A 20,781-nucleotide genomic window follows, 5' to 3' on the forward strand; every position below is an offset into this window, starting at 1 on the left:
GTGCTACCCGGCAATGGGCTCCGAGTAATACTGCTCCCTCTTCGCCACACCTCCAGCACCCACCCATGATCGAGTCCAACTCCTCGCAATTGCGAGCATCATCACAAAAACAGCACACGCCAGTACGGTATAGATCATAAAACCAGATGCGTACGATCCTGTGTGTTGCTTCGACTGACCTAGAAGGTTAGGAAGGATGGATCCACCGAGTGCGCCGATTTCGCCAATCATTCCGCCTGCAACTGCTGTGGTCAGTGGCCATCGCAGCGGGACCAGTTGAAAGGTTGCTCCGTTGCCTGCGCCAAGAGCTGCAAAGCACAACATAAGCAGAAGGGTCGTCGCTACAAGCGCAGGCGAGGTAATCAAACCCACAAGACAGACAATTGCAATCAGGAAAACAATTGTCAGGGTTCGTATTCCACCGATGCGGTCAGCCATCCAGCCCCCGAGCACGCGGGTTGCGCTTCCCGTAACCGTCGCAAGAACCGTCAGGCTGCCGGCCTCTACTTTGGATACGTGAAACTGTGTGAAGTAGAACGATGGCAGAAAGGTAGCCAACCCAATGAATCCGCCGAAGGTAATGACATAGATCATATTGAACGCCCAGCCATCTTTCTCCCACAGGCACTGGATGTGACTCCTCAGGCTCTGTCGTTCAACATCGAGAGGTTCCTTTGCAAAGAGAACCATTACGCCTAGTGGCAATAACATGGCGACGGCAGCAAACCCATAAACGTGTTGCCATCCATAATGTGCAGCGAGACGTGGTGCAAAGAGTGCAGCCATTGCGGTCCCACTATTGCCAGCGCCGGCAATCCCCATAGCCAGCCCCTTGTATTTCGCCGGAAACCAACCAGCACCCAGAGACAAGGCGATGCCAAAGCTCGCACCAGCAATTCCAAGCAGCACGCCCATCGCGAGAACGTTGTGATACGTCTTTACAAATAGACTTCCGTAGATCAAAGCAATGACAATCGCCGACATCTCAAAGATCGCGGCACGCTTTCTGCCGATGTACTGCGAAAGAACGCCCAGGGGGAAACGCATCAGCGCGCCCGCCAATGTGGGCACAGAGACCATCAGCCCCACTTGCCCTGGTGTCAGATGAAACTGCTCCGAGATGAACGGGCCCATCGCGCCGTTAAGCACCCAGACGGCAAAGCAAAAATCAAAGTACAGAAATGCCGCAAATAAGGTTGGTGGATGACCTGATCTCAGAAATGTTTTGTAACTCGCCATAGATATCTCCCGAAGTTCGAATGGTTGGGCTATGAACATCGGGGTTCTTAGCAATCAGTTTTGTCATAACGTGTCGGCATGGACACGTGTGGGGCACTCTCAGTGCGTTGCGGAACGTTCTACACGGACGGCGCACTGCTTGAAGTTTGGTTCGCGCGAGATAGGATCAAATGCGCCCAGAGTAACCAGATTCGAGTTCGACTCTGAAAAATGAAACGGCATAAAGACCTGGCCTGGCGCGACAATGCCTGTAATTCGCAGTTCCAGATTCTTTACATTGCTCCGCCGCGATGTCACGGTAACACGGTCGTGCGACTTCAGATTAAGCCTCTTCGCATCTTCCGGATTCATCTCCAGCCATGCGTTCGGCACCATGCTTTCCAACATCGCTACCTGTGATGTCTTCGTGCGTGTGTGCCAATGCTCTACTGTGCGGCCTGTGTTGAGTATGAAGTTGTACTCGGAGTTAGGCTGCTCGACAAATGGGTCACATGGCACACAGTGCAGACGTGCCTTACCGTCTGAGGTCGGGAAGATGCCATCCTCGTAGAGGCGCTTGCCTCCCCACTGTGCTCCGTTCTCGTCTTCAATCTGCTGCCAGGTGAACTTGCTGTAATCACACATGCGACCAGCAGAGACGCGCTGCCACTCAAGGAATGCGTCATGTGTGGTCTTCCAGTTGGGGAAGAGTTCTTCGCGCACTCCGATCCGCGCCGCAAGATCGAGAAAGATGTCAAAGTCAGTACGCGCGTCGCCTGGCGGTGCAACTGCGCGATTTACCTTGCCCACGCGCCGCTCCGAATTCGTATACGTCCCTTCCTTCTCTCCCCAAATCGCAGCGGGCAGAACAAGATCGGCAAAATCGCTGGTGGGCGTGGGGTGAAAGCCGTCCTGCACCACAAGAAATTCGACGCTGCGCAGCGCCTGTTCCAGCACTGAATAGTTGGGAAACGAGACGACCGGATTGGTCGCGATAAACCACAGTGCCTTGATCTTTCCGCTGACTGCTCCTTCGATGATGTCTGGATAAGCGAGGCCTCGTGCCGTAGGAATACGCTCGATGTCAATGTTCCATATCCTCGCGAGATCCTCGCGATGTGCTGCATCTTCAAACTTGCGGTACCCGGGTAGGCTTGAAGTAAAACCAGTCTCCCGTGTGCCCATCGCGTTGCATTGCCCGGTGATCGAGAACGGCGCAGCCCCCGCTCTGCCGATGTTTCCGGTGATCAGTGCAAGATTGTTGATGGCCGTCACTGTAACAGCCCCTTGCGTCGAGTGGTTCACGCCCATCGTCCACCCGATGAACGCAGCTTTGGCGCGGCCATAAAGCAAAGCCACTTTCAGGATCGTCTCCTCATTGAGCCCCGTCACCTGGGCTACATGCTGCGGCGTGAACGTCGAGACATATGCGGCAAACTCTTCAAAGCCCGTCGTATGTTGTTCGATGTAGCTGCTGTCAATCAGGCCTTCGCGAATCAGGATATGTGCAATGCCGTTGATCAGTGCAATGTCGCTGCGTGGCTTTACTGGAAGATGGATATCTGCCATCATCGCCGTTTTTGTTACGCGCGGATCGACAACAATCAACGTGCGCTCGCTGCTACGCTCCACACGCTGACACAGAATCGGGTGGTTGTCGGCAATATTCGAACCAATGAGAAGCACTACATCCGCCGCCTCCATATCTTCGTACGATCCTGGCGGACCATCGCTACCAAAAGACAGCTTGTAGCCTGAAACGGCGCTTGCCATGCAGAGTGTTGTGTTCCCATCGTTATTGCGCGTTCTGAAGCCAAGCTGAACCAGCTTGCCCAAGGTGTATACCTCTTCGGTTACTAGTTGGCCTGTACCGACGACACCGAGAGAATTGTTGCCATACTTCTGCTGGATGGAGCCTATCCTCTCGACCATCGTGTCCAGCGCTTCGTCCCATGGAACAGGGACCAGCTTTCCTTTCTTACGAAGCAGAGGCTGCGTAGCACGCCCTGGTGCGGTGAGAATATGGTGCTCACTCTGACCCTTTGGACAGAGCTTGCCGTGGTTCACCGAATGATCTGGATTGCCGCGCACTGTGACCGCTTTTCCATCGCGCACGCCAACCAGCATCCCACAGCCAACTGAACAATATCCGCAGGTAGTCTTCACCCAGGTGTCGGCCACGCGCGAGGCCGAGATGTGGCCGACACGCGGGTCCTTCTGAAAGGCATACTCGCTCTTGCGAGTATCAAAACCTAATTTGCGCCGAATGCTTGTGCTGAACTTACTCATAGCTCACTCGCTCGTGCAAAGGTCAGAGCCATATTCAATGGAACAACAGAGACAAAGAACAGATAACGAGCGAGCAACACAGCCACTGTAGAAGCTATAAAGGCGATAACATAGCTGCTTGCTATTGCACTGACTGCAGAAACAAGAGCAAGCGTCATCGACACAATCAGAATCGTGCGGAACTTTTCTCTGTTGAGCAATGCCGCGCTAGCACGTCTCTCAAACATTTGCGAACGATTCAGCCGAACTAATCGAACGGCTTGATTCGCCAGCCAAAGCGCAGCACTCAGCAGCACAGGCCATGCAGGGGAAGAAGCTGCATCAGCAAACTGGAAGGCATGTTCGGGCATCAGCAGCATTGCGATTTTTTCTAAGACAGGCGGGAGCGTACAACCTATCAGAGCTGCACTGAGCAGAAAGTCGATTGGCGTATGCGCCATGTTCCAGGATGGTCGTGCTGGTACGAGGTAGATGAATGCGCTGGCGATCGTTCCCGCGACTCCAAACAGCACAGCAACCCAACCGACGATCGACACATCACGGGTATTGAGCGTAATCAGATGCCCGCTGAACCATGCAGCCGCGGTTGTTGACGCGAGTGCTCCAAAGAAAAGGCCAAAGAGCAGCACTTCCCTGCTGAGCCATGAACGCCTCCACATCTTCATGGCTCTCCATGCATAGGCTGGGCGCCCGAGATGGAACACTGAGATGTTCAATGCAACTGTCGTAATGAAGAGCAGCAGTGTAAGTACTGGCGCACTGGCTTTCCTCCAGATCAGCGTAGCGGCCAGCGCGCCCGCGACCATCTGGATGAGTGTCGTCATAAACACCAACGACATGTGCGCATGCTCTGGGCGGATGCGACCCAAATCGACACGTTCCAGTGCCGCAGCGCCTTGGGCAGGTAAGGTGATGCGGGTCGTTGAGATCGTATGACACGCCGAAGGCATGCCCGGGGACTCGGCTGCCGCGTAGTTTTTGCGCCAGTCTACCGTGTTCACTATTTCGATTTCGATTGCCCCTTCGGGACAGGCATTGGCGCACGCCGGCTCGCGCCCATCGGTAAGGCGGCCATGGCACATGTCGCATTTGCCTACGACACCACGCTCCGGATTGAACTGCGGCACGCTGTATGGGCAGTTCCACACACAATACTGGCAGCCAATGCAGGCATCCGCCGAATGGAGCACGATGCCCGTTACAGGATCCTTTGTGTATGCGTTGACCGGACAGCCCTTCAAACAATCAGGGTCCAGGCAGTGGTTGCATCCCATCGACAGATAGTGACGATGCGCATCCGGATAAACCCCGCCTTCAATCTCGCCCATGCGCCGCCAACGGATGTCTGCGGGATTGCCATTTTGTTCATTACATGCGATCTCGCACGAACGGCAGCCGATGCACTTCGTCATGTTGAAGTGAAAGCGATACTGCTCACCTTCAACAAGCGGTCGCACCGGAATCAGCGGCGTCGCTGACGTTCTGATCTCAGGAATCTCCGCGTAATCTGCGCTCGTCAAGCGCACCAGTACGTCTGCGCTGTCAGTCATTGCCCGTTCATGGAGAAGTAGAGACACGTGTAGCTCCTTGTTCTGGCTAAGGACATGGTTGTCGAAGAAAAAGGATTAGTACACGTCGCGGTGGTAGCGGTTTTCTTCTTTCAGCCGCAGAACATAGTCCCGCGCGGCTTCGTGGTCAAGGTGGCCCTGGCGTTCAGCGATGGTATGCAGCGCGGCATCCACATCTTTCGCCATGCGTGAAGCATCTCCACAGACATAAATGCTTGCGCCATCCTGTAGCCAATGCCAGAAGGCACTGGCTTGCTCAAGCATCCTGTCCTGAACGTAGATCTTGTGCTCTTGGTCGCGCGAGAACGCCGTGTCCAGCAGCGTGAGATGCTTTCCGGCCAACATCTCCTCGATCTCGCTCTTGTAAAGAAAGTCGGTTTTTGCGCTCCGCTCGCCAAAGAACAACCAGTTTCGTCCCTTCGAACCGAGCGCCCGCCGTTCATGCAGAAATGCGCGGAACGGCGCGATGCCTGTGCCCGGGCCAATCATAATGATTGGCGTATCCGTATCCTGTGGCAGACGAAATTTCTTATTAGGTTGAATGTAGATGGGGAGGGCGTCGCCGATAGAAGTCCGGTCCGCAAACATCGTCGAGCACACACCGCCGCGTTCCATATTGTGCGAGCGGTAGCGCACAACCGCCACCGTTGTGTGAACTTCTCCTGCATGCGCGAGAGGACTGGACGAGATGGAGTAGAGCCGCGGCGTCAATCGTGGAAGCATCGCCACCAGATCGGAAGGATCAGTGATCACACCGGGATATTCCGTGAGCAGATCGATCACACCGCGGTCGTAGATGTATTTATCGAAATGCGCTTGCTGTTCCGGGACCAGGAGATCCAGCAGATGCTGGCAGTTGCCCATGGCTGCATACGCCTGCACAAGCTTCCGGCTGAGCCGCGTGACCTGCAGCGAATCGATCAGCGCATTGTAAAGAGAGATCGCTCCAACCTTCGCCACCTCTACCTGTTCGTCTCCGCTGAACTTGAGTCCATCCAGTATCTGTGCGACAAGGCCAGGGTCGTTCTGAGGAATAACGCCGCAGGCATCGCCAGCCTCATAGTGCACCTTCGAGTCAGCGATAGAGAGTGCCATGTGAAGCGTGAGTTTGCTGGAAACATCCTTGGTCAGCATCTTCTTCTCAACCAGCGGTGCGCGAAATGGATTGTCTCGCGTGTGAGTCTGCGCCGGAGTGGCGGCGTTAGTGCTTGGCATCGTGATAACCGTAGCCATCGTCGCCGCAGAGCGCGACTTATCACTACCCGCGATCTCGTCCAGACGGGAGATGAAGCTCGTCTTCCATGTTGCGAATGCCTCGTCGAGGTCTACGTCGCAGTCGACGCGATGCGACATGCGATTCGCTCCAAGCGTTTGGAGCCGCTCGTCGAGATCTACGCCAAACTTGCAGAACTGTTCGTAGGTCTTGTCGCCAAGCGCGAGCACGGTGTATGAGAGCTTATCGAGACGAGGCGCTGTCTCCAGGCAGAGCTGATCGTAGAACGGACGCACGCTCTCGGGGGGCTCGCCCTCTCCATAGGTGCTGGCGATGATGATCGCGTACTCATCCTTCGCCAGCGCAGTCGGCGTATAGCTGTCAAGCGAAGCAAGGGCTACGGTGTGGCCTTTGGCCTTGAGCTCTTTCATCACCTTCCGCGCCAGGCCCTCGCCGGTGCCTGACTGCGAGGCATACAGTACAGCGATATTGAGCGAAACAACTTCCGGCTGAGTCGCGGCAGCAGGCTCGGCAAAGATGCCTGCGAGAAACCCGTTAAGCCAGGCGCGCTGGTCGGGGGTGAACGGTGCGGTCTCTGGAATGAATGGGGCCGTCGCCATGCTTATCGAACCTCCTGTGCCATGCAAAAGGATTTCAACTCTTCAATGCTGTGCCTGCGGCTGAACTCGAGAAAAGATTCCTCGGCGCCGCGCTGTTCTGTGTACGCCGCGAAGAGGCCTTCCATTGCGGCAGGCAGATCGGCAAACCGGATCGCGGGAATTAATTCGCGCCCAATCCCCTGGTCCTGATCCGAGCCGCCGCCAATATTTACCTGATAGCCTTCTTCGCCGTTGACCTTCACGCCCATCAGACCGATGTCGCCGATATAGTGCTGCGCGCACGAGTGCGAGCATCCCGTTACGTGAAGATTGACGGGCTGAAGAATTCTGAATCTCTCATCCAAAAAATTCGCCAACTCGACCGCATGCGACTTCGTATCGCTGGCGGCATACTTGCATCCCTTGTTTCCCGTGCATGCAACCGTGCCGCCGAGCACGCCACCCACTTCAATATTCAGGCCAGCCGCGCGAATCGCCTCGACAGCAGCGTCCACATTTGCGTCAGCAACATTCGGCACCAACGCATTCTGCCAAACCGTCAAACGCAACTCGCCCGTACCGAAGTGTTCGGCCACACGCGCCAGCGTAACCATCTGCTCAGCCGTTACGCGGCCTACAGGGACCACTACGCCGATATAGTTCATTCCCTTCTGGCTCTGCGGGTGCACACCAATGTGCCCCTGCCGGTTGATTGGTTTGCGCGGCTTGCATGACTCAGCCGCAAGGTGAATCAGCGGAAAGGCAAGACGCTTTTCCGTCTCGGCAAGAAAGCGCTCGACACCCCACGTGTCGACCAGGTACTTCAGGCGCGCCTTCTTGCGGTCGGTGCGGTCGCCGTTTTCAGCAAAGACACGAATCATCGCGGCAGCTACAGCGACCGTTTGGTCAGGTCGCAGCAGCACGCCGCAGTCGCTGGCGAACTGCTTGTGTCCGGTAATCCCACAGAGCAGGACACGGAAGTAAATACCCGCCGGAACGTCCTGACCTTCACCCACTTCTACTGCAAGAAAGCCAATGTCATTCGTGTCGGCAACCACGCTGATGTTGCCGCCGCCATCGAAGGCAACGTTGAACTTGCGCGGCAGCCCATACATGTCGCGCGAGTTGTAGATATACGCATTCAGCGCCTCCGCCAGCGGAGCGACATCGTACAGCTCACAAGGATCGATCCCCGCAAGCGGCGAGGCCGTAATATTGCGCACGTTGTCCGCGCCAGAGCCACGCGAAGACATGCCGAGCGACTGAACTTTATTGAGAACGCGAACAATGTCCTTCGGCTGAAACTCACGCAACTGAAAGTTGCTGCGTGTCGTCATCTCTGCCCGTCCCGCGCCATACAGCGAGGCCAGCTCCGCGAGCCCGCGCAACTGATGCGACTTAATCACACCACCCGGAACCCGCATCCGAAGCATGAACGAGTCCTGCGCCGGCGCAACGTAGAACAGCCCGTGAAACTTGAAGCGAAAGACATCTTCCACTGCGGGAACTTTGTTCTCGTTCGCATGCTCCAGCAGCTTGTCCCACAGATCCAGCGGATTCTGTTCGAACTTCCAGCGCTCTTCACGGCACAGGTCCGAGACGGGCGCGCCGAAGTAAGTCTCTTCTGCCGGCTCCGCCTGATTCGCCAAACCAGATGAACGATCGTTTGTAATCAGGCCCGCAGCGGTGTGTCCGACAAAAGGCAGTGGCCTGCTCTCGGCGACCTTCGCGAAGAAGTCTCGCAGATATTCCTTCTGCTCCGCAGTGAACTGCTCGGTCCCGAAGGTTGTGTTTGCAAGAGTCTCGGCAACCATGATCCGTATCCTCGAACGTTCGCTGCAAGTGGACGTTGTAGCCTTGAACGCTGCATGGATGATGTTGGTTGGCCGACTGGGAGAGATATCGACGCTTCATACGCGCTGGCCAAATCAACACCGAACATGCGGTGGATTCAAGGCTCTTCGCGGAGCATCGACTACTGAAGGGAGGAGACTGACTCCGGCACACCGTGGTGCTCGAACTGACCCCTTCACCGGAAGCAAATCTAAAAATGCTATCGGTGACACAATACTAACCCGGGAGTTGCAGCACTTGCAAGAAAAAACTACAAACTCCCGTCTTTACTGGGTTTTATCGTCGTCGACACACCCAGCTTTAGCGACTTGCTCTTGTTTCAGAAATTCCTCTTGTGTTACAAACCATTCATCCGCACATAGCCATCGCGACACCTCGACGTGCCGCTCCCCTCGCATCCGGATGACTCCGCTCAGCGTTTGAGCCCGTACCGCGCACGCCGCGCAAAAACTGCAAATTCCCCGCCGGACAGTCCGCATCGCTGCGCCGGAAGCCAGTTTTCCATTCAACGGACTCATCTTCCAGGAGGCTCTTTCATGAGACATCTTGTTACCTCTCTCTTTCTCGTTGCCGCAGCGGCGATTCCTGCCATCGCGCAATCACCACCGACCGCGAGCACGCTCCCTGTCGCCATCACCGTCTACGATCGCACGCGTGTCGATACCTCCCAGTGGTATGCAGCTACGCCCGAACCTGAGACCTACGGCTATGTCGAATCGCTCCTGCGCATCGGCGTCGCACAACACATGCACCGCGTCGATTGGCAGTTGGAGCTTGCGCAGCCTTCGATGCTCGCACTTCCCAGCGACGCAGTCTCCCCAATCACAGCGCAGGGCCAGCTAGGCCTCGGCGGCACGTACTACGCATCCAACGGCAATAACACCTACCCCGCCGCTGCATTCCTCAAGCAGGGCTTCGTGCGCTATCACTTCGCAGGTACAGACAAAACTCTCCGCGCGGGACGGTTCGAGTTCTTCGACGGGCAGGAGACGCAACCGGAGAACCCCACTCTGGCGTGGCTCCAGACCAACCGCATCGCACAAAGGCTGGTGGGCAACTTCGGCTTCTCGAACGCGCAACGCAGCTTCGACGGCACCGATGCTCACTTCGGCTCTGGCGCTTGGGACATCACTGCTATGGCCGGCCGAGCCACGCAAGGCGTCTTCAACATGAACGGCAATCCTGAGTTGAACGTTGACCTGCAATATCTCGCTTACACGAAGTACGCGGCGCATGATCACATACTCCTGCGTGGCTTTGCCATCGGCTACCACGATGGACGCACCGGCGTCGCCAAGACCGACAACCGCCCGCTCGCTGTGCGCCAGGCAGACCACAAAAACATTCGCATCGGCACCTACGGCGCAAACCTCGCCACGGATGTCCCCGCAGGCGCTGGCCAGTTTGATTTCCTCGCCTGGGGTGCAGTGCAAAACGGACGCTGGGGTCTGCTTAATCAACACGCAGGCGCGGCTGCTGTTGAAGGCGGCTTTCAATTGACAAAGGCCGCCACTGCTCCCTGGCTCCGCGGCGGCTGGTCTCGCAGCACCGGCGACAACAATCCCACCGATGGCCAGCACAACACGTTCTTTCAGATCCTGCCCACGCCACGCGTCTATGCGCAGTTCCCCTTCTACAACCTCATGAATAACACCGACACCTTCGTCCAGTTGATCGACAAGCCAGCCAGCCGCATCACCGTGCGCAGCGATCTTCACTGGCTCAAGCTCACTTCGAGCAACGACCTCTGGTATCAGGGTGGCGGAGCCTTCGATAACAAGGTCTTCGGCTACACAGGCCGCCCAGCAAACGGAAAAACTGGCCTGGCATCGATGGCAGACGTTAGTCTCGACTGGAAGATCAACAAGCCGCTCGACATCAACTTCTACTACGCTCACGCCTGGGGCAAGAGCGTGGTTAGCTCCATCTACCCCACAACCAGCTCTGCGCAATTTGGCTACATCGAGCTCAACTACCGCTGGGGCGTTCCGCAGCGATCCGGCAAAAGCTAACCTCTGCGGTGGATGAGAGCGAACTTTTATCCACCGCACAATTATTTTTTATCTACCCGTGTAAGGATGATTCTTCACTATCGAAGGTGCATCGTTACAGCAAAGTATTCCGCAGGTGCTTGTAGAATAGTGAGCATTAGTCTTACCTTTTTTGGAAGCAATCAACGTTACTTTGCTGCCGCGCAGCTAGCAATTTTGAAAAGAACATTTCCACTCCGGCTCGCTGACTATGCTGTCATCGGGTTCAGATACTGGAAACGGGGGTATCGATGGCACACGCGAGTTTCGACGGGCTAAGGGTTCTATCACTGGAGTCGCGCCGTGCCAAAGAGGTTGAAAAGCTTATCCGCACCTACGGCGGCGAACCATTCGTAGTGCCCGCAATGCGCGAAGTTCCTCTGGACTCGAATGTGCAGGCGCTCGAGTTCGCAGATGACTTGATTAAGGGTAATTACGACCTTGTCGTCTTCTTCACCGGCATCGGTGTGCGCACGCTCGTCAATATCGTTGAAACCAAATACAGTCGCGAGAAGTTCCTCAAGGCGCTCAGCTCGGCGCAGGTTGCGGCTCGTGGTCCCAAGCCGCAGGCCGCTCTTCGCGAGTTGAAGGTACCCGTCGCCGTAACCGCTGCCGAGCCTGCAACGTGGCGCGAACTGCTGCAAGGTCTCGAAACCAAATACGGCACTTCGCTTGCAGAGATGCGCGTTGCCGTGCAGGAATACGGTGCCTCCAACCCGGAGTTTCTCTCCGCCCTTACCGAAAAATGCCGCGAAGTCACCAAGGTTCCCGTCTACCAGTGGGCACTTCCTGAAGACATTGAGCCCTTGCGCGAATGCGTCCTCGCCATCGCCAAGGGCGAAATGGATGTCGTCCTCTTCATGACTGCCGTGCAGATCATTCATCTCTTCCAGGTAGCAGAGGTGATGAACTGCCAGCAGGAGTTGCGCGAAGGCCTTCGCTCCATGGTCGTCATCTCCATCGGGCCCACGACTACCGAGGAACTCACGCACTACGGGCTCACCCCCGACTTCGAGCCATCTCATCCAAAGATGGGCTTTCTCGTCAATGAAGCCGCGCAGTATGCAAGCAAGGTCCTGCGCCAGAAGCGCAGTGGCGAAGCAGCGAAAGACGCTCTACGTGCACCCTCGCAAAAGAGTGCAAAGATCACTCCGCAAGCGGCTAAAACCAACGCTCCCGCTGAAACTCCGGCACCAGCCAAGGTTCGCCGCGTCGCGCCATCCACCTCAAACATGGCCGGCTTTCGCGACGCCCTCATGCCTATCGACTTCCTGCACGAAATCTCGAGCCGCATCGCCGGCTCCGACTCCTTCCATGTTGTCCTCGAGCGCATCGTCGGCTTTGCCACCACGATCATTCCGTGCGACTCCTGCTTTATCTACGTACTCGAAGGCGACAAGCTCGTGCTGCGCGCATCGCAGAACCCGCACGCTGACATCATCGATCAGCTTGACATCAAGCTTGGCCAGGGTGTCACCGGCTGGTCCGCTGAACACCGCGAACCAGTCGCTATCGCCTCGAACGCTTCCAACGATCCACGATTCAAGGCATTTAAAAACCTGCCGGAAGACCACTTCGAAGCGATCCTCTGCACACCTATTCTCTGTGCCAGCAAGATCGTCGGCGTCATCAACCTGCAGCACCGCCTCTCCTACCAGCACACACCCAATGAAATTCGCCTGCTCAGCACCATCGGCTATCTCGTGGGTGCTGAGATCGAGCGCGCGCGTCTGGAAAGCGAAAACGCGCAGCTTATGGGCAAGCTCGAAACCCGTAAGGCAGTCGATCGAGCCAAGGGAATCCTGCAGCGTGACCTCGCCATTACCGAAGATGAAGCCTATCGCCGCATGCAGACCGAAAGTCGCCAACGCCGCAAATCCATGCGCGAAATCGCCGAAGCCATCCTGCTCAGCGAAGACCTGCGCAAGTCTCGCGTAGATGTGGGCGAAAAATCCGCCAGCTAGACCTGTTGGGCACACAGCAACCGCCAGCATTTGCAATAACCTGCCACGTTTCTCATTCATTTTTCAAGACCAAACGAGCGTTCCCCATCGTTCTGCATGCAAATTGATACCCTCCAGGGGTATACTGCATCTAATAGAACAGGAGGCACCTCAGAATGCAGAATACCCTCAATCTCTCAGTCACCGGAATGCACTGTGGCTCCTGCGTGCGCCGTGTGACAACTGCCCTCGAAGCCGTCCCTGGCGTTCAGGTTCAATCAGTCGAGGTCGGACTTGCACACGTTGCCTTTGACCCCGATAAAGCCACGCCTCAAGAGATCGCAGCCAGTATCAACCGCATCGGCTTTCAAGCGAGCATCCAGTAATTCGGAGCAGAACGTGTCCACTCTCCCAGGCACCACCGAGACCCCGGCAACAACTTCAGTCGCAGCGCTTGAACGGGTCACGATTCCAGTTACAGGAATGACCTGCGCGGCCTGCCAATCCTTCATCCAGAGCACACTCGCGGCACAATCCGGAGTCGAACAGGCCGCGGTCAATCTGATGATGAACAGCGCCACCATTACTTTTGACCCGCGTTTGACATCGCCTTCCGCACTTGTCGAACAGATTCGCGGCACAGGTTACGGCGCCGAACTTCCCAACCCACATCAGTCCGTACTCGAAGAGCAAGAGATCGCTGATCAGCGCCAACAGCGCGAATACAAGCACCTGCGCCTGAAGGCAGCTATCAGCCTCATCGCAGGCGCGATCGCCATGCTCTTCTCCATGCCGCTGATGAGCATGTCCAGCGCCAGCGACATGGAGCATATTCATGACCCGCTCATGCATTGGTCGATGCGCGTCGTCGATCCCGCATTGCAAACTGCAACTCCGTGGCTCTACGCCGTCCCCAGCAGCATCATCCGCTGGAGCCTCTTTGTTCTCGCTACTTTCATCGTCTTCTGGGCCGGCAGACACTTCTACGTCAAGGCGTGGTCTGCACTGTTGCACAAGACCTCAGACATGAACACGCTGATTGCCCTTGGCACAGGCGCGGCGTATCTCTACTCCGCCGCCGCGACCATCGCCCCAAGCTTCTTCCTAGCGCATGGCGTCGCGCCCGACGTCTACTTTGAAGCGGCCATCCTCATCATTGCGCTCATTCTTGTAGGCAATACGCTCGAAAGCCGCGCCACAGGCAACACCTCCGCCGCTCTGCGCAAGCTCGTTCAATTGCAGCCCAAGAGTGCGCGTGTATTGGTGAACAGCGTTGAGACGGATTTGCCCATTGAAGCAATCCAGCGCGGCGACCTGGTTCTCGTTCGCCCTGGCGAGCGCATCCCTACTGACGGCGAAATCGTCTTCGGCAGAAGCAGCGTGGACGAGTCGATGCTCACAGGCGAATCCCTGCCCGTCGAAAAATCCATCTCGGATCGCATCATCGGCGGCACCATCAACCAGCGCGGCTCGCTCCAATACCGTGCCACCAGTCTCGGCGCAGACTCAACACTCGCGCAGATCGTCCGCCTGCTCCGTGAAGCTCAGGGCACACGTGCACCTATCCAGCGCATCGCAGACCGCATCAGCGCCATCTTCGTCCCTTCGGTGCTTGCCATCGCACTTGCGACTTTCTTTCTCTGGCGCATCTTCGCACCACACGCAGGTGCGATGCAGGCCTTCGCCGCAGCAATTACAGTACTCGTCATTGCTTGCCCATGCGCGATGGGCCTTGCCGTGCCCACAGCAGTCATGGTCGCCACCGGCCGCGGTGCCTCGCTCGGCCTGCTCATCAAAGGCGGCGAAGCGCTTCAGCGTCTTGAGAAAATAGACACCGTGGTGCTCGACAAGACCGGAACCATCACCACCGGCCACCCACAAGTCACGCAGGTCATACCAACCAGTACACATACAGAAAATGAGCTGCTCCGCATCGCCGCTGCACTTGAACGCGCCAGCGAACACCCGCTCGCCGAAGCCGTCCTGCGGGGCGCAAAGCAGCGCAGCCTTACCGTCCCGCAAGCCGAAACATTTGAGTCACACAGCGGCCTCGGCGTCGCCGGTATCGTCGAAGGCGCAGCTACACTTATCGGCAACCAGGCATTTCTCCGCAGCTACAGCATCGCGACCGAGCCATTGCAAGCTGCCGCAGATCATCTCGCCGAGCAAAGCCAGACGCCGCTTTGGGTTGCGATCGACGGCGAACTCGCCGGCATCATCGCTGTCGCAGACACCGTAAAGTCAACCTCACGTGCAGCTATCCGCCAACTGCACAGCGAAAAACTCCGCGTCGTCATGCTCACTGGCGACAACGAGCGCACAGCCCGCGCCATCGCTCGCCAGACCGGCATCGACGAAGTCATCGCTGGCGTGCTGCCCTCTGGTAAAGCCGACGCGATCAAGCGTCTCCAAGCTGTACATCGCATCGTCGCTATGGTTGGCGACGGAGTCAACGATGCTCCCGCGCTCGCGCAGGCGGACGTTGGCATCACTATGGCCACCGGCTCCGACATTGCAATGGAGGCAGGTGACGTCACGCTCATGCGCAGCGACCTCACTGGCGTTGCACAGGCCATCGTGCTCTCGCGCAGCACCATGCGCATCATGCGCCAAAATCTCTTCTGGGCCTTTCTCTACAACATCATCGGAATCCCTCTCGCCGCAGGAGCGCTCTATCCACACTTTGGCCTGCTCCTCAGCCCAATCATCGCAAGCGCGGCCATGGCTCTCAGCTCCGTCAGCGTCGTCACCAACAGTCTCCGCCTTTATCGCTTCAAATTCTCATAATCAGAAAGCCCACTCATGACAAAGAAACGGTCAGTCAAAGAACACTCCAAGCCCGCGGAACATCGCAGCCATACAACATCTGGGCGTAAAGCCACAGGTGTCGATCCCAAAATTAAAGCCTCCAATCTGCGCCGCTTGCGCCTCATCGAAGGACAGGTCCGCGGGTTACACCGCATGGTCGAAGAAGACCGCTACTGCGCCGACATCATCACGCAGGTCTCCGCCGTGCAACAGGCGTTGCGTTCTGTAGCGCGCGCCCTGATGAGCAACCACCTCACCCACTGCGCCACCCAGGCCATCCGCACCGGCTCGCCCAAACAACAGCAGGCCATGTACGACGAGCTTCTCGAACTCATCTACAAAAACGCGCACTGATGCGTATATGCTCCGCTCTGCTAGCATTAACTCAATCCAATCACATGACGACACCAGCAGAAACAGCCCCCATCCGCGTCCGCATTGCACCCTCGCCCACCGGAGACCCGCACGTCGGCACGGCTTACATCGGCCTGCTCAACTACATCTATGCTCGCCAGCGCGGCGGCAAATTCATCCTCCGCATCGAAGACACAGACCGCACCCGCTTCGTCGCCTCCTCCGAGCAGATGATCTTCGACGCACTCCGCTGGACCGGTCTCACCTGGGACGAAGGTCCCGACGTCGGCGGCCCGCACGGCCCCTATCGCCAGTCTGAGCGCACCGAAATCTACCGTCAGCACGCCGACCAGCTTCTCGCAAATGGCACTGCCTACCGCTGCTTCTGCACGGCTGAAGAGCTCGACGCCGTACGCAAGCAGCAACTCGCCGCCAAGCTCCCGCCGCGGTATCCCGGCACATGCCGCTATCTCACACAGGAACAGATCGCCGCAAACCTCGCCTCCGGCAAGCCTTTTACCGTCCGTCTCGCCGTGCCTACCTCCGGCTCAACCACCTTCCGCGACGAACTGCGCGGCAACATCACCTTCGACCACTCCAACGTGGACGACCAGGTGCTGCTCAAGTCCGACGGCTTCCCCACCTACCACCTCGCCAACGTCGTCGATGACCACCTCATGGAGATCACCGATGTCATCCGCGCGGAGGAGTGGATATCCTCCACGCCCAAGCACGTTCTGCTCTACAAAGCGTTCGGCTGGACCGAGCCGCGCTTCTGGCACATGCCGCTCCTGCGCAACATCGACAAGTCCAAAATCTCCAAGCGCAAAAACCCCGTCTCGCTCGTCTACTACCGCGAAAGCGGCTATCTTCCCGAAGCGCTCATCAACTTCCTTGGCCTGATGGGCGGCGGCATGCCTGCCGACATCAACAACGGCACGGAAAAATTCACGCTCGCAGAGATGATCGAGCACTTCGTCTTCACCAACATCCGCCTTGGCGGCCCTGTCTTCGATCTCACCAAACTGAAATGGCTCAACGGTGAGTATCTGCGCGCTATGACTCCCGATGCATTCTTCTCCGCTGTCCGCACCCGCGTCTTTGGCGACGACTACATCCGCCAGATCTCCTCACTCATGCAGACGCGCATCGAGACGCTCAGCCAGTTCGGCGACCTCACCAGCTTCTTCTTCCGCGACGACGTCATCCCAGCATCGGAAGTCTTTCTCCCGAAGAAGCGCACGCTCGAAGAGACGCTCGCCTTCTCTGCCGATCAGCTCGCCGCGCTCGAAGCCTCCGACTGGGGGCACGATGCGATGGAGTCGGCGCTCAAAAAACTTGGCGAAGAAAAGTCCTGGTCAGTCAAGGAAAACTTCATGCTGCTGCGCGCTATCGTCACTGGCAGCACCATGTCGCCGCCGCTGCTCGAAAGCCTCATCATCTTCGGCAAGGCTCGCACGCTCGACCGCATCCGCCGCTTCCTGGAAGCACAGAAGAAGCTAACCAGCTCCAAGAAGTAATCCGGCTTTATCGCGATATGAGGGGGCAACGCTATCCCGTTGTAGAATCCCACACAGCGCTTCTCTCGAAGGAGGCCTGTGAACAACACCGTCCTGTACCCGCTCGTCATTCTTGTCGCTCTGGTGTCTTTCGTCCCCGCCGTTGCCCACGCCGATACAAGCTACGTGCAACAGAAGTCCGAGCACAGCTCGGTTAAAACAAGAAAGGCCTACGTGAAGCACCAGAAAAAGCAGGCGAAAAAAGCCCGAGCGCAACAAAAGAAGTCCATTAAAGCATGGAAGAAGGAACACGGCGTAGCCCACTGAATCCTAACGCGTCATCGCGAAGCGCAACCGATTTGTACACCTGCTTCCCTTCCCTCCACCACCTTCGTCCATCACAAAAACCAGACGCAGGAAACGCCATCTGTTAGAATGGTTTCTGACCGTCAATTCCGGTCTGGTATTCTTGCTTGTTTTGGCATTCCGCTCTACTCGCAATCAATCCCAACATCCGAGTTCAGCGGTACATTTGCATCATCAAGGAACAAGTCATGGAACAAGGAACAGTCAAGTGGTTTAACGATACGAAGGGCTTCGGCTTTATCAGCCGCGCCAATGGTGAGGATGTTTTCGTCCACCACACCGCCATTCAGAGCAACGGTTTCCGTTCGCTTCAGGAAGGCCAGAACGTCCAGTTCAACGTCGTCAAGGGCCCCAAAGGCTGGCAGGCGGAAAACGTTCAAGCTGTCTAACCACAAATTTAAACAGAACAAGGGCGGTCCGTCTCGGATCGCCCTTGTTTTTTGTTCAGAATCGCTGCGCCTCAAAAAATGTGGCTACCCTTCAACACCTCTCAGAACTTGAGGCGCTTTCGGACAAACTCCACAGTCTCCCGTGTCACATACACAGGAGGTCGCATGGGCAGCACGGCCGTCCCTTTGGCCAGCTCCATCTGGCTCGCGAGTGTAGCGTCTTCCGGCATGAGCACTGCGTCTGCACACTCCAGAAATCTCTGCGCCGAATCCTTGAAGTCCTCCACCGCTGGATCAATCACACTCAAATAAATATCCGGCTGAAGGAACTCCAGAACGCTGTTTGATTCAATCACCGCATTCTCAGCCTGCTCCAATTCGCGGCGAATCCACGGCATCGCCTCAGCCAGGTCTTCAGCGCGTGTCCGCACCCAGAAGGACCGCGCGGCACCAGCCGCTAAGAACCTCCCCGAATCCGTCTCTGTCGAAGCCACTTTCTCTTCCGTTACCGCAACGGTATGAGCAGCATTCACGCAATCGCAGTTCTCCCCGGAACAAATCCCGTGTCCGGACACCGACACCTTGATCGCCGTCCACCGCATCTCCGGCATTGCAGCGATCAGTCCGGCAACCACGCTCGTCTTGCCAACGTTCTTCGAGTGCCCGCCAACCACCACAATCGCCATCGTAAGTTCACCAGGATCTCACCAGAATCAGCGCTTTTTCAGCCGCGCCAGGTCCTTCAGGTATTCCCTCAGCGGACGGGCCGGCCGGCCCCAGAACACTTCGCCCTCACCATGCATCTTCTTCCCGCTCAGCACCCCGGCACCACCACCCAGGATTACGCCGCGCCCCACGGTAGCATGGTCTCCAATCCCCACCTGTCCGCCCAGAATCGCGCCGTCCTCCACCACACTCGATCCCGAAATTCCCGTCTGCGCCGCAATCATCACGTTTTTGCCAATCGTGCAGTTGTGTCCAATGTGGACCAGATTGTCGATCTTCGTTCCCTGCCCAATCCGCGTCTCGCCAAGAGCGCCGCGGTCGATCGTCGTGTTCGCGCCGATCTCAACGTCGTCCTCGACGACCAGCCGCCCCTGCTGCGGAAACATCAGGTACTCGCCCGATTCGCCGCGCACATAGCCGAACCCAGTCGAACCAAGCACCGCTCCTGCCTGCACCACAACCCGATCGCCAATCACTGTGCCCGAGTACACCACCGCACGCGCCAGGATGTTGCAGTCTTTGCCGATGGCCACGCCATCTTCAATCACCACTCCCGGTCCTACGTGAGTACCCTCACCCAACACCACGCCTTCGCCGATCACAGCAGTCGGATGCACGTCAGCTACAAATCCCCGTCCCTTCAACCGCCGCGCCACTGTCGCAAAGGCATAACGAGCATCACGCACCCACACGATGCGCGGGTCTGAAGGAGACTCCGCGCCACGCAGCCTCGCATTCGCCAGCACCACCCCGGCCTTCGACGCAAGCGCCAGCGCCAGCGTGGCCTCGTCCACAGCAAACACAACCGACTCCGCGCCCGCGTTGTCGAATCCCGAGACCTCAATTACCTCACCAGCTGTCCCCGGATCGCTCGCACCAACCCACTCTGCAACCTCGCGTATCGCTGCCATCAGTAAATCGCCGCCTCTCCCTCAGGCCGAGTCTTCCATCGCCGATGCATCCACAACCACTGCTCAGGATACTGCCGCACATACTCTTCCATCACCGCCGTGAATCGCGCCGTGTTCGTCATTGCATCAGCTTCTGCGTCGCCGGTCGAATCCACCGCCAGCTCTTCACCAAACCGCAGCACATACTTCTGCTCATCTTCTTCCCAAAGCAGAAATCCCGGAACCACAGCAGCACCCGTTCTCTGCGCAATGCGCGCCATTCCGGAAGCCGTACAAGCAGGCACGCCGAAGAACGGCACAAACACTCCCTGTGGTGGAGTCATATTCGTATCCATCAGAATTCCCACCGTCTCACCTGCCCGCATCGAAGCGATCAGACCACGAGCAAAGTCATCCTTATGAATCACGCGGTTGCCATACAGACACCGTATCCGGTTCACAAATGCATCCACCAACGGGTTATCCAGGCGCCGGATCACAATCCCCATCGGCATCCCCATCAGCGAGTGGAAGAAGCTCGAAAGCTCCCACGCACCAAGATGCCCGGTCAGCACCAGCACACCCTTGCCCTTGTCGCGCGCCTGCAGATAATTCTCCAGTCCGTCATAGCGGATGAACTCGCCCGCCTCCGCCGCAGTGTACCCAGGCATCTTGCAGAACTCCGCCATCAAATATCCCAGGTTCCTGTACACCTGCCGTAGAATCGCCTCGCGTTCCTGCTCCGCCATCTCAGGAAACGCCAGTTGAAGGTTGCGCAGCCCTACCTTCCTCAGCCGCTCCAGTCCACGGTATGCCAACGCTCCAACAGCCGCACCTACGGCCCGCGCCACTCCACGCGGCAGCATTCCAAGAAGATGAACCAACACCCAGACCACCGCAAACTCCAACCGTTCGCGGGCACTCACCTTACCCTTGGCCGTATCTGTCTGGATCACTGCGCTCAAGCCACAAGTCTACCGTCTCTTGCGGCTTTTCCCCAGATACAAGCCAGATACAAGAAAGGGACAGCCTGAG

At 57.3% G+C, this 20,781-nt stretch carries 16 protein-coding genes; 8 read left to right on the forward strand and 8 right to left on the reverse strand.

Going from position 1 to position 20,781, the window contains the following annotated elements; translation table 11 throughout:
* Positions 1 to 3: 3 nt before the first annotated feature.
* From IEX36_RS05450 to IEX36_RS05470, 5 genes are all read right to left on the reverse strand, one after another.
* Positions 4 to 1,239 (reverse strand): MFS transporter, encoded by a 1,236-nt coding sequence (locus IEX36_RS05450; RefSeq protein WP_188758259.1) that lies wholly within the window; start codon positions 1,237 to 1,239, stop codon positions 4 to 6.
* A gap of 99 nt (positions 1,240 to 1,338) precedes the next feature.
* Positions 1,339 to 3,507 carry a molybdopterin oxidoreductase family protein gene (locus tag IEX36_RS05455; protein ID WP_188758260.1) on the reverse strand — a complete coding sequence of 723 codons (2,169 nt, stop codon included), beginning with the start codon at positions 3,505 to 3,507 and terminating at the stop codon, positions 1,339 to 1,341.
* The gene (locus IEX36_RS05460) at positions 3,504 to 5,084 is read right to left on the reverse strand and encodes a DmsC/YnfH family molybdoenzyme membrane anchor subunit (RefSeq protein ID WP_188758261.1); all 1,581 of its coding nucleotides are present in this window, start codon (positions 5,082 to 5,084) and stop codon (positions 3,504 to 3,506) included. Before IEX36_RS05460 ends, IEX36_RS05455 begins: the two co-directional genes overlap by 4 nt.
* A 48-nt stretch (positions 5,085 to 5,132) precedes the next feature.
* Complete coding sequence (locus IEX36_RS05465; RefSeq protein WP_188758262.1) at positions 5,133 to 6,908, reverse strand: diflavin oxidoreductase; 1,776 nt, start codon at positions 6,906 to 6,908, stop codon at positions 5,133 to 5,135.
* A 2-nt stretch (positions 6,909 to 6,910) separates the two neighbouring features.
* Positions 6,911 to 8,701, reverse strand: coding sequence for a NirA family protein (locus IEX36_RS05470; RefSeq protein ID WP_188758263.1), 1,791 nt, complete (start codon positions 8,699 to 8,701; stop codon positions 6,911 to 6,913).
* A 576-nt stretch (positions 8,702 to 9,277) separates the two neighbouring features.
* Here IEX36_RS05470 and IEX36_RS05475 point away from each other — a divergent pair.
* The 8 genes from IEX36_RS05475 (at position 9,278) to IEX36_RS05510 (ending at position 18,130) form a co-directional block, all read left to right on the forward strand.
* Positions 9,278 to 10,753, forward strand: a complete 1,476-nt coding sequence (locus IEX36_RS05475; protein ID WP_188758264.1) for an alginate export family protein — start codon at positions 9,278 to 9,280, stop codon at positions 10,751 to 10,753.
* Positions 10,754 to 11,022: 269 nt separating this feature from the next.
* Positions 11,023 to 12,735: a uroporphyrinogen-III synthase gene (locus tag IEX36_RS05480; RefSeq protein WP_188758265.1), complete on the forward strand. Its 1,713-nt coding sequence runs from the start codon at positions 11,023 to 11,025 to the stop codon at positions 12,733 to 12,735.
* A 155-nt stretch (positions 12,736 to 12,890) separates the two neighbouring features.
* Entirely contained in the window at positions 12,891 to 13,100 is a 210-nt protein-coding gene (locus tag IEX36_RS05485; RefSeq protein ID WP_188758266.1) for a heavy-metal-associated domain-containing protein, read from the forward strand.
* A gap of 13 nt (positions 13,101 to 13,113) precedes the next feature.
* Positions 13,114 to 15,501: a heavy metal translocating P-type ATPase gene (locus tag IEX36_RS05490; protein WP_229668738.1), complete on the forward strand. Its 2,388-nt coding sequence runs from the start codon at positions 13,114 to 13,116 to the stop codon at positions 15,499 to 15,501.
* A gap of 15 nt (positions 15,502 to 15,516) precedes the next feature.
* Positions 15,517 to 15,876: a metal-sensitive transcriptional regulator gene (locus IEX36_RS05495; protein WP_188758267.1), complete on the forward strand. Its 360-nt coding sequence runs from the start codon at positions 15,517 to 15,519 to the stop codon at positions 15,874 to 15,876.
* A gap of 44 nt (positions 15,877 to 15,920) precedes the next feature.
* A complete protein-coding gene (gene gltX / locus IEX36_RS05500; RefSeq protein WP_188758268.1) occupies positions 15,921 to 17,396 on the forward strand; it encodes a glutamate--tRNA ligase in 1,476 nt (491 codons plus the stop codon).
* Between the two features lie 78 nt (positions 17,397 to 17,474).
* A complete protein-coding gene (locus IEX36_RS05505; protein WP_188758269.1) occupies positions 17,475 to 17,702 on the forward strand; it encodes a hypothetical protein in 228 nt (75 codons plus the stop codon).
* Between the two features lie 227 nt (positions 17,703 to 17,929).
* The gene (locus tag IEX36_RS05510) at positions 17,930 to 18,130 is read left to right on the forward strand and encodes a cold-shock protein (RefSeq protein WP_188758270.1); all 201 of its coding nucleotides are present in this window, start codon (positions 17,930 to 17,932) and stop codon (positions 18,128 to 18,130) included.
* A gap of 101 nt (positions 18,131 to 18,231) precedes the next feature.
* On the opposite strand, the gene IEX36_RS05515 is transcribed toward IEX36_RS05510, so the two are convergent.
* From IEX36_RS05515 to IEX36_RS05525, 3 genes are read right to left on the reverse strand one after another with little or no spacing between them, the layout of a single operon-like run.
* The gene (locus IEX36_RS05515; protein WP_188758271.1) at positions 18,232 to 18,816 is read right to left on the reverse strand and encodes a hypothetical protein; all 585 of its coding nucleotides are present in this window, start codon (positions 18,814 to 18,816) and stop codon (positions 18,232 to 18,234) included.
* A gap of 27 nt (positions 18,817 to 18,843) precedes the next feature.
* Positions 18,844 to 19,767, reverse strand: coding sequence for a UDP-3-O-(3-hydroxymyristoyl)glucosamine N-acyltransferase (gene lpxD / locus IEX36_RS05520; RefSeq protein ID WP_188758272.1), 924 nt, complete (start codon positions 19,765 to 19,767; stop codon positions 18,844 to 18,846).
* On the reverse strand, positions 19,767 to 20,711 hold the full coding sequence (locus IEX36_RS05525; RefSeq protein ID WP_188758273.1) for a lysophospholipid acyltransferase family protein: 945 nt from the start codon (positions 20,709 to 20,711) through the stop codon (positions 19,767 to 19,769). The genes lpxD and IEX36_RS05525 overlap by 1 nt, the downstream gene beginning before the upstream one ends.
* Positions 20,712 to 20,781 lie beyond the last annotated feature (70 nt).

Origin of the sequence: Edaphobacter acidisoli, from assembly GCF_014642855.1 — a bacterium.
GTDB lineage: Bacteria > Acidobacteriota > Terriglobia > Terriglobales > Acidobacteriaceae > Edaphobacter > Edaphobacter acidisoli.

What these genes read in the sequence shown, in the direction of transcription:
- gltX (WP_188758268.1), top strand. Translation starts at nt 15,921, where the DNA reads ATGACGACACCAGCAGAAACAGCCCCCATCCGCGTCCGCATTGCACCC.
- IEX36_RS05485 (WP_188758266.1), top strand. Translation starts at nt 12,891, where the DNA reads ATGCAGAATACCCTCAATCTCTCAGTCACCGGAATGCACTGTGGCTCC.
- IEX36_RS05515 (WP_188758271.1), bottom strand. Translation starts at nt 18,816, where the DNA reads ATGGCGATTGTGGTGGTTGGCGGGCACTCGAAGAACGTTGGCAAGACG.
- IEX36_RS05510 (WP_188758270.1), top strand. Translation starts at nt 17,930, where the DNA reads ATGGAACAAGGAACAGTCAAGTGGTTTAACGATACGAAGGGCTTCGGC.
- IEX36_RS05450 (WP_188758259.1), bottom strand. Translation starts at nt 1,239, where the DNA reads ATGGCGAGTTACAAAACATTTCTGAGATCAGGTCATCCACCAACCTTA.
- IEX36_RS05470 (WP_188758263.1), bottom strand. Translation starts at nt 8,701, where the DNA reads ATGGTTGCCGAGACTCTTGCAAACACAACCTTCGGGACCGAGCAGTTC.
- IEX36_RS05465 (WP_188758262.1), bottom strand. Translation starts at nt 6,908, where the DNA reads ATGGCGACGGCCCCATTCATTCCAGAGACCGCACCGTTCACCCCCGAC.
- IEX36_RS05455 (WP_188758260.1), bottom strand. Translation starts at nt 3,507, where the DNA reads ATGAGTAAGTTCAGCACAAGCATTCGGCGCAAATTAGGTTTTGATACT.
- lpxD (WP_188758272.1), bottom strand. Translation starts at nt 19,767, where the DNA reads ATGGCAGCGATACGCGAGGTTGCAGAGTGGGTTGGTGCGAGCGATCCG.
- IEX36_RS05495 (WP_188758267.1), top strand. Translation starts at nt 15,517, where the DNA reads ATGACAAAGAAACGGTCAGTCAAAGAACACTCCAAGCCCGCGGAACAT.
- IEX36_RS05480 (WP_188758265.1), top strand. Translation starts at nt 11,023, where the DNA reads ATGGCACACGCGAGTTTCGACGGGCTAAGGGTTCTATCACTGGAGTCG.
- IEX36_RS05475 (WP_188758264.1), top strand. Translation starts at nt 9,278, where the DNA reads ATGAGACATCTTGTTACCTCTCTCTTTCTCGTTGCCGCAGCGGCGATT.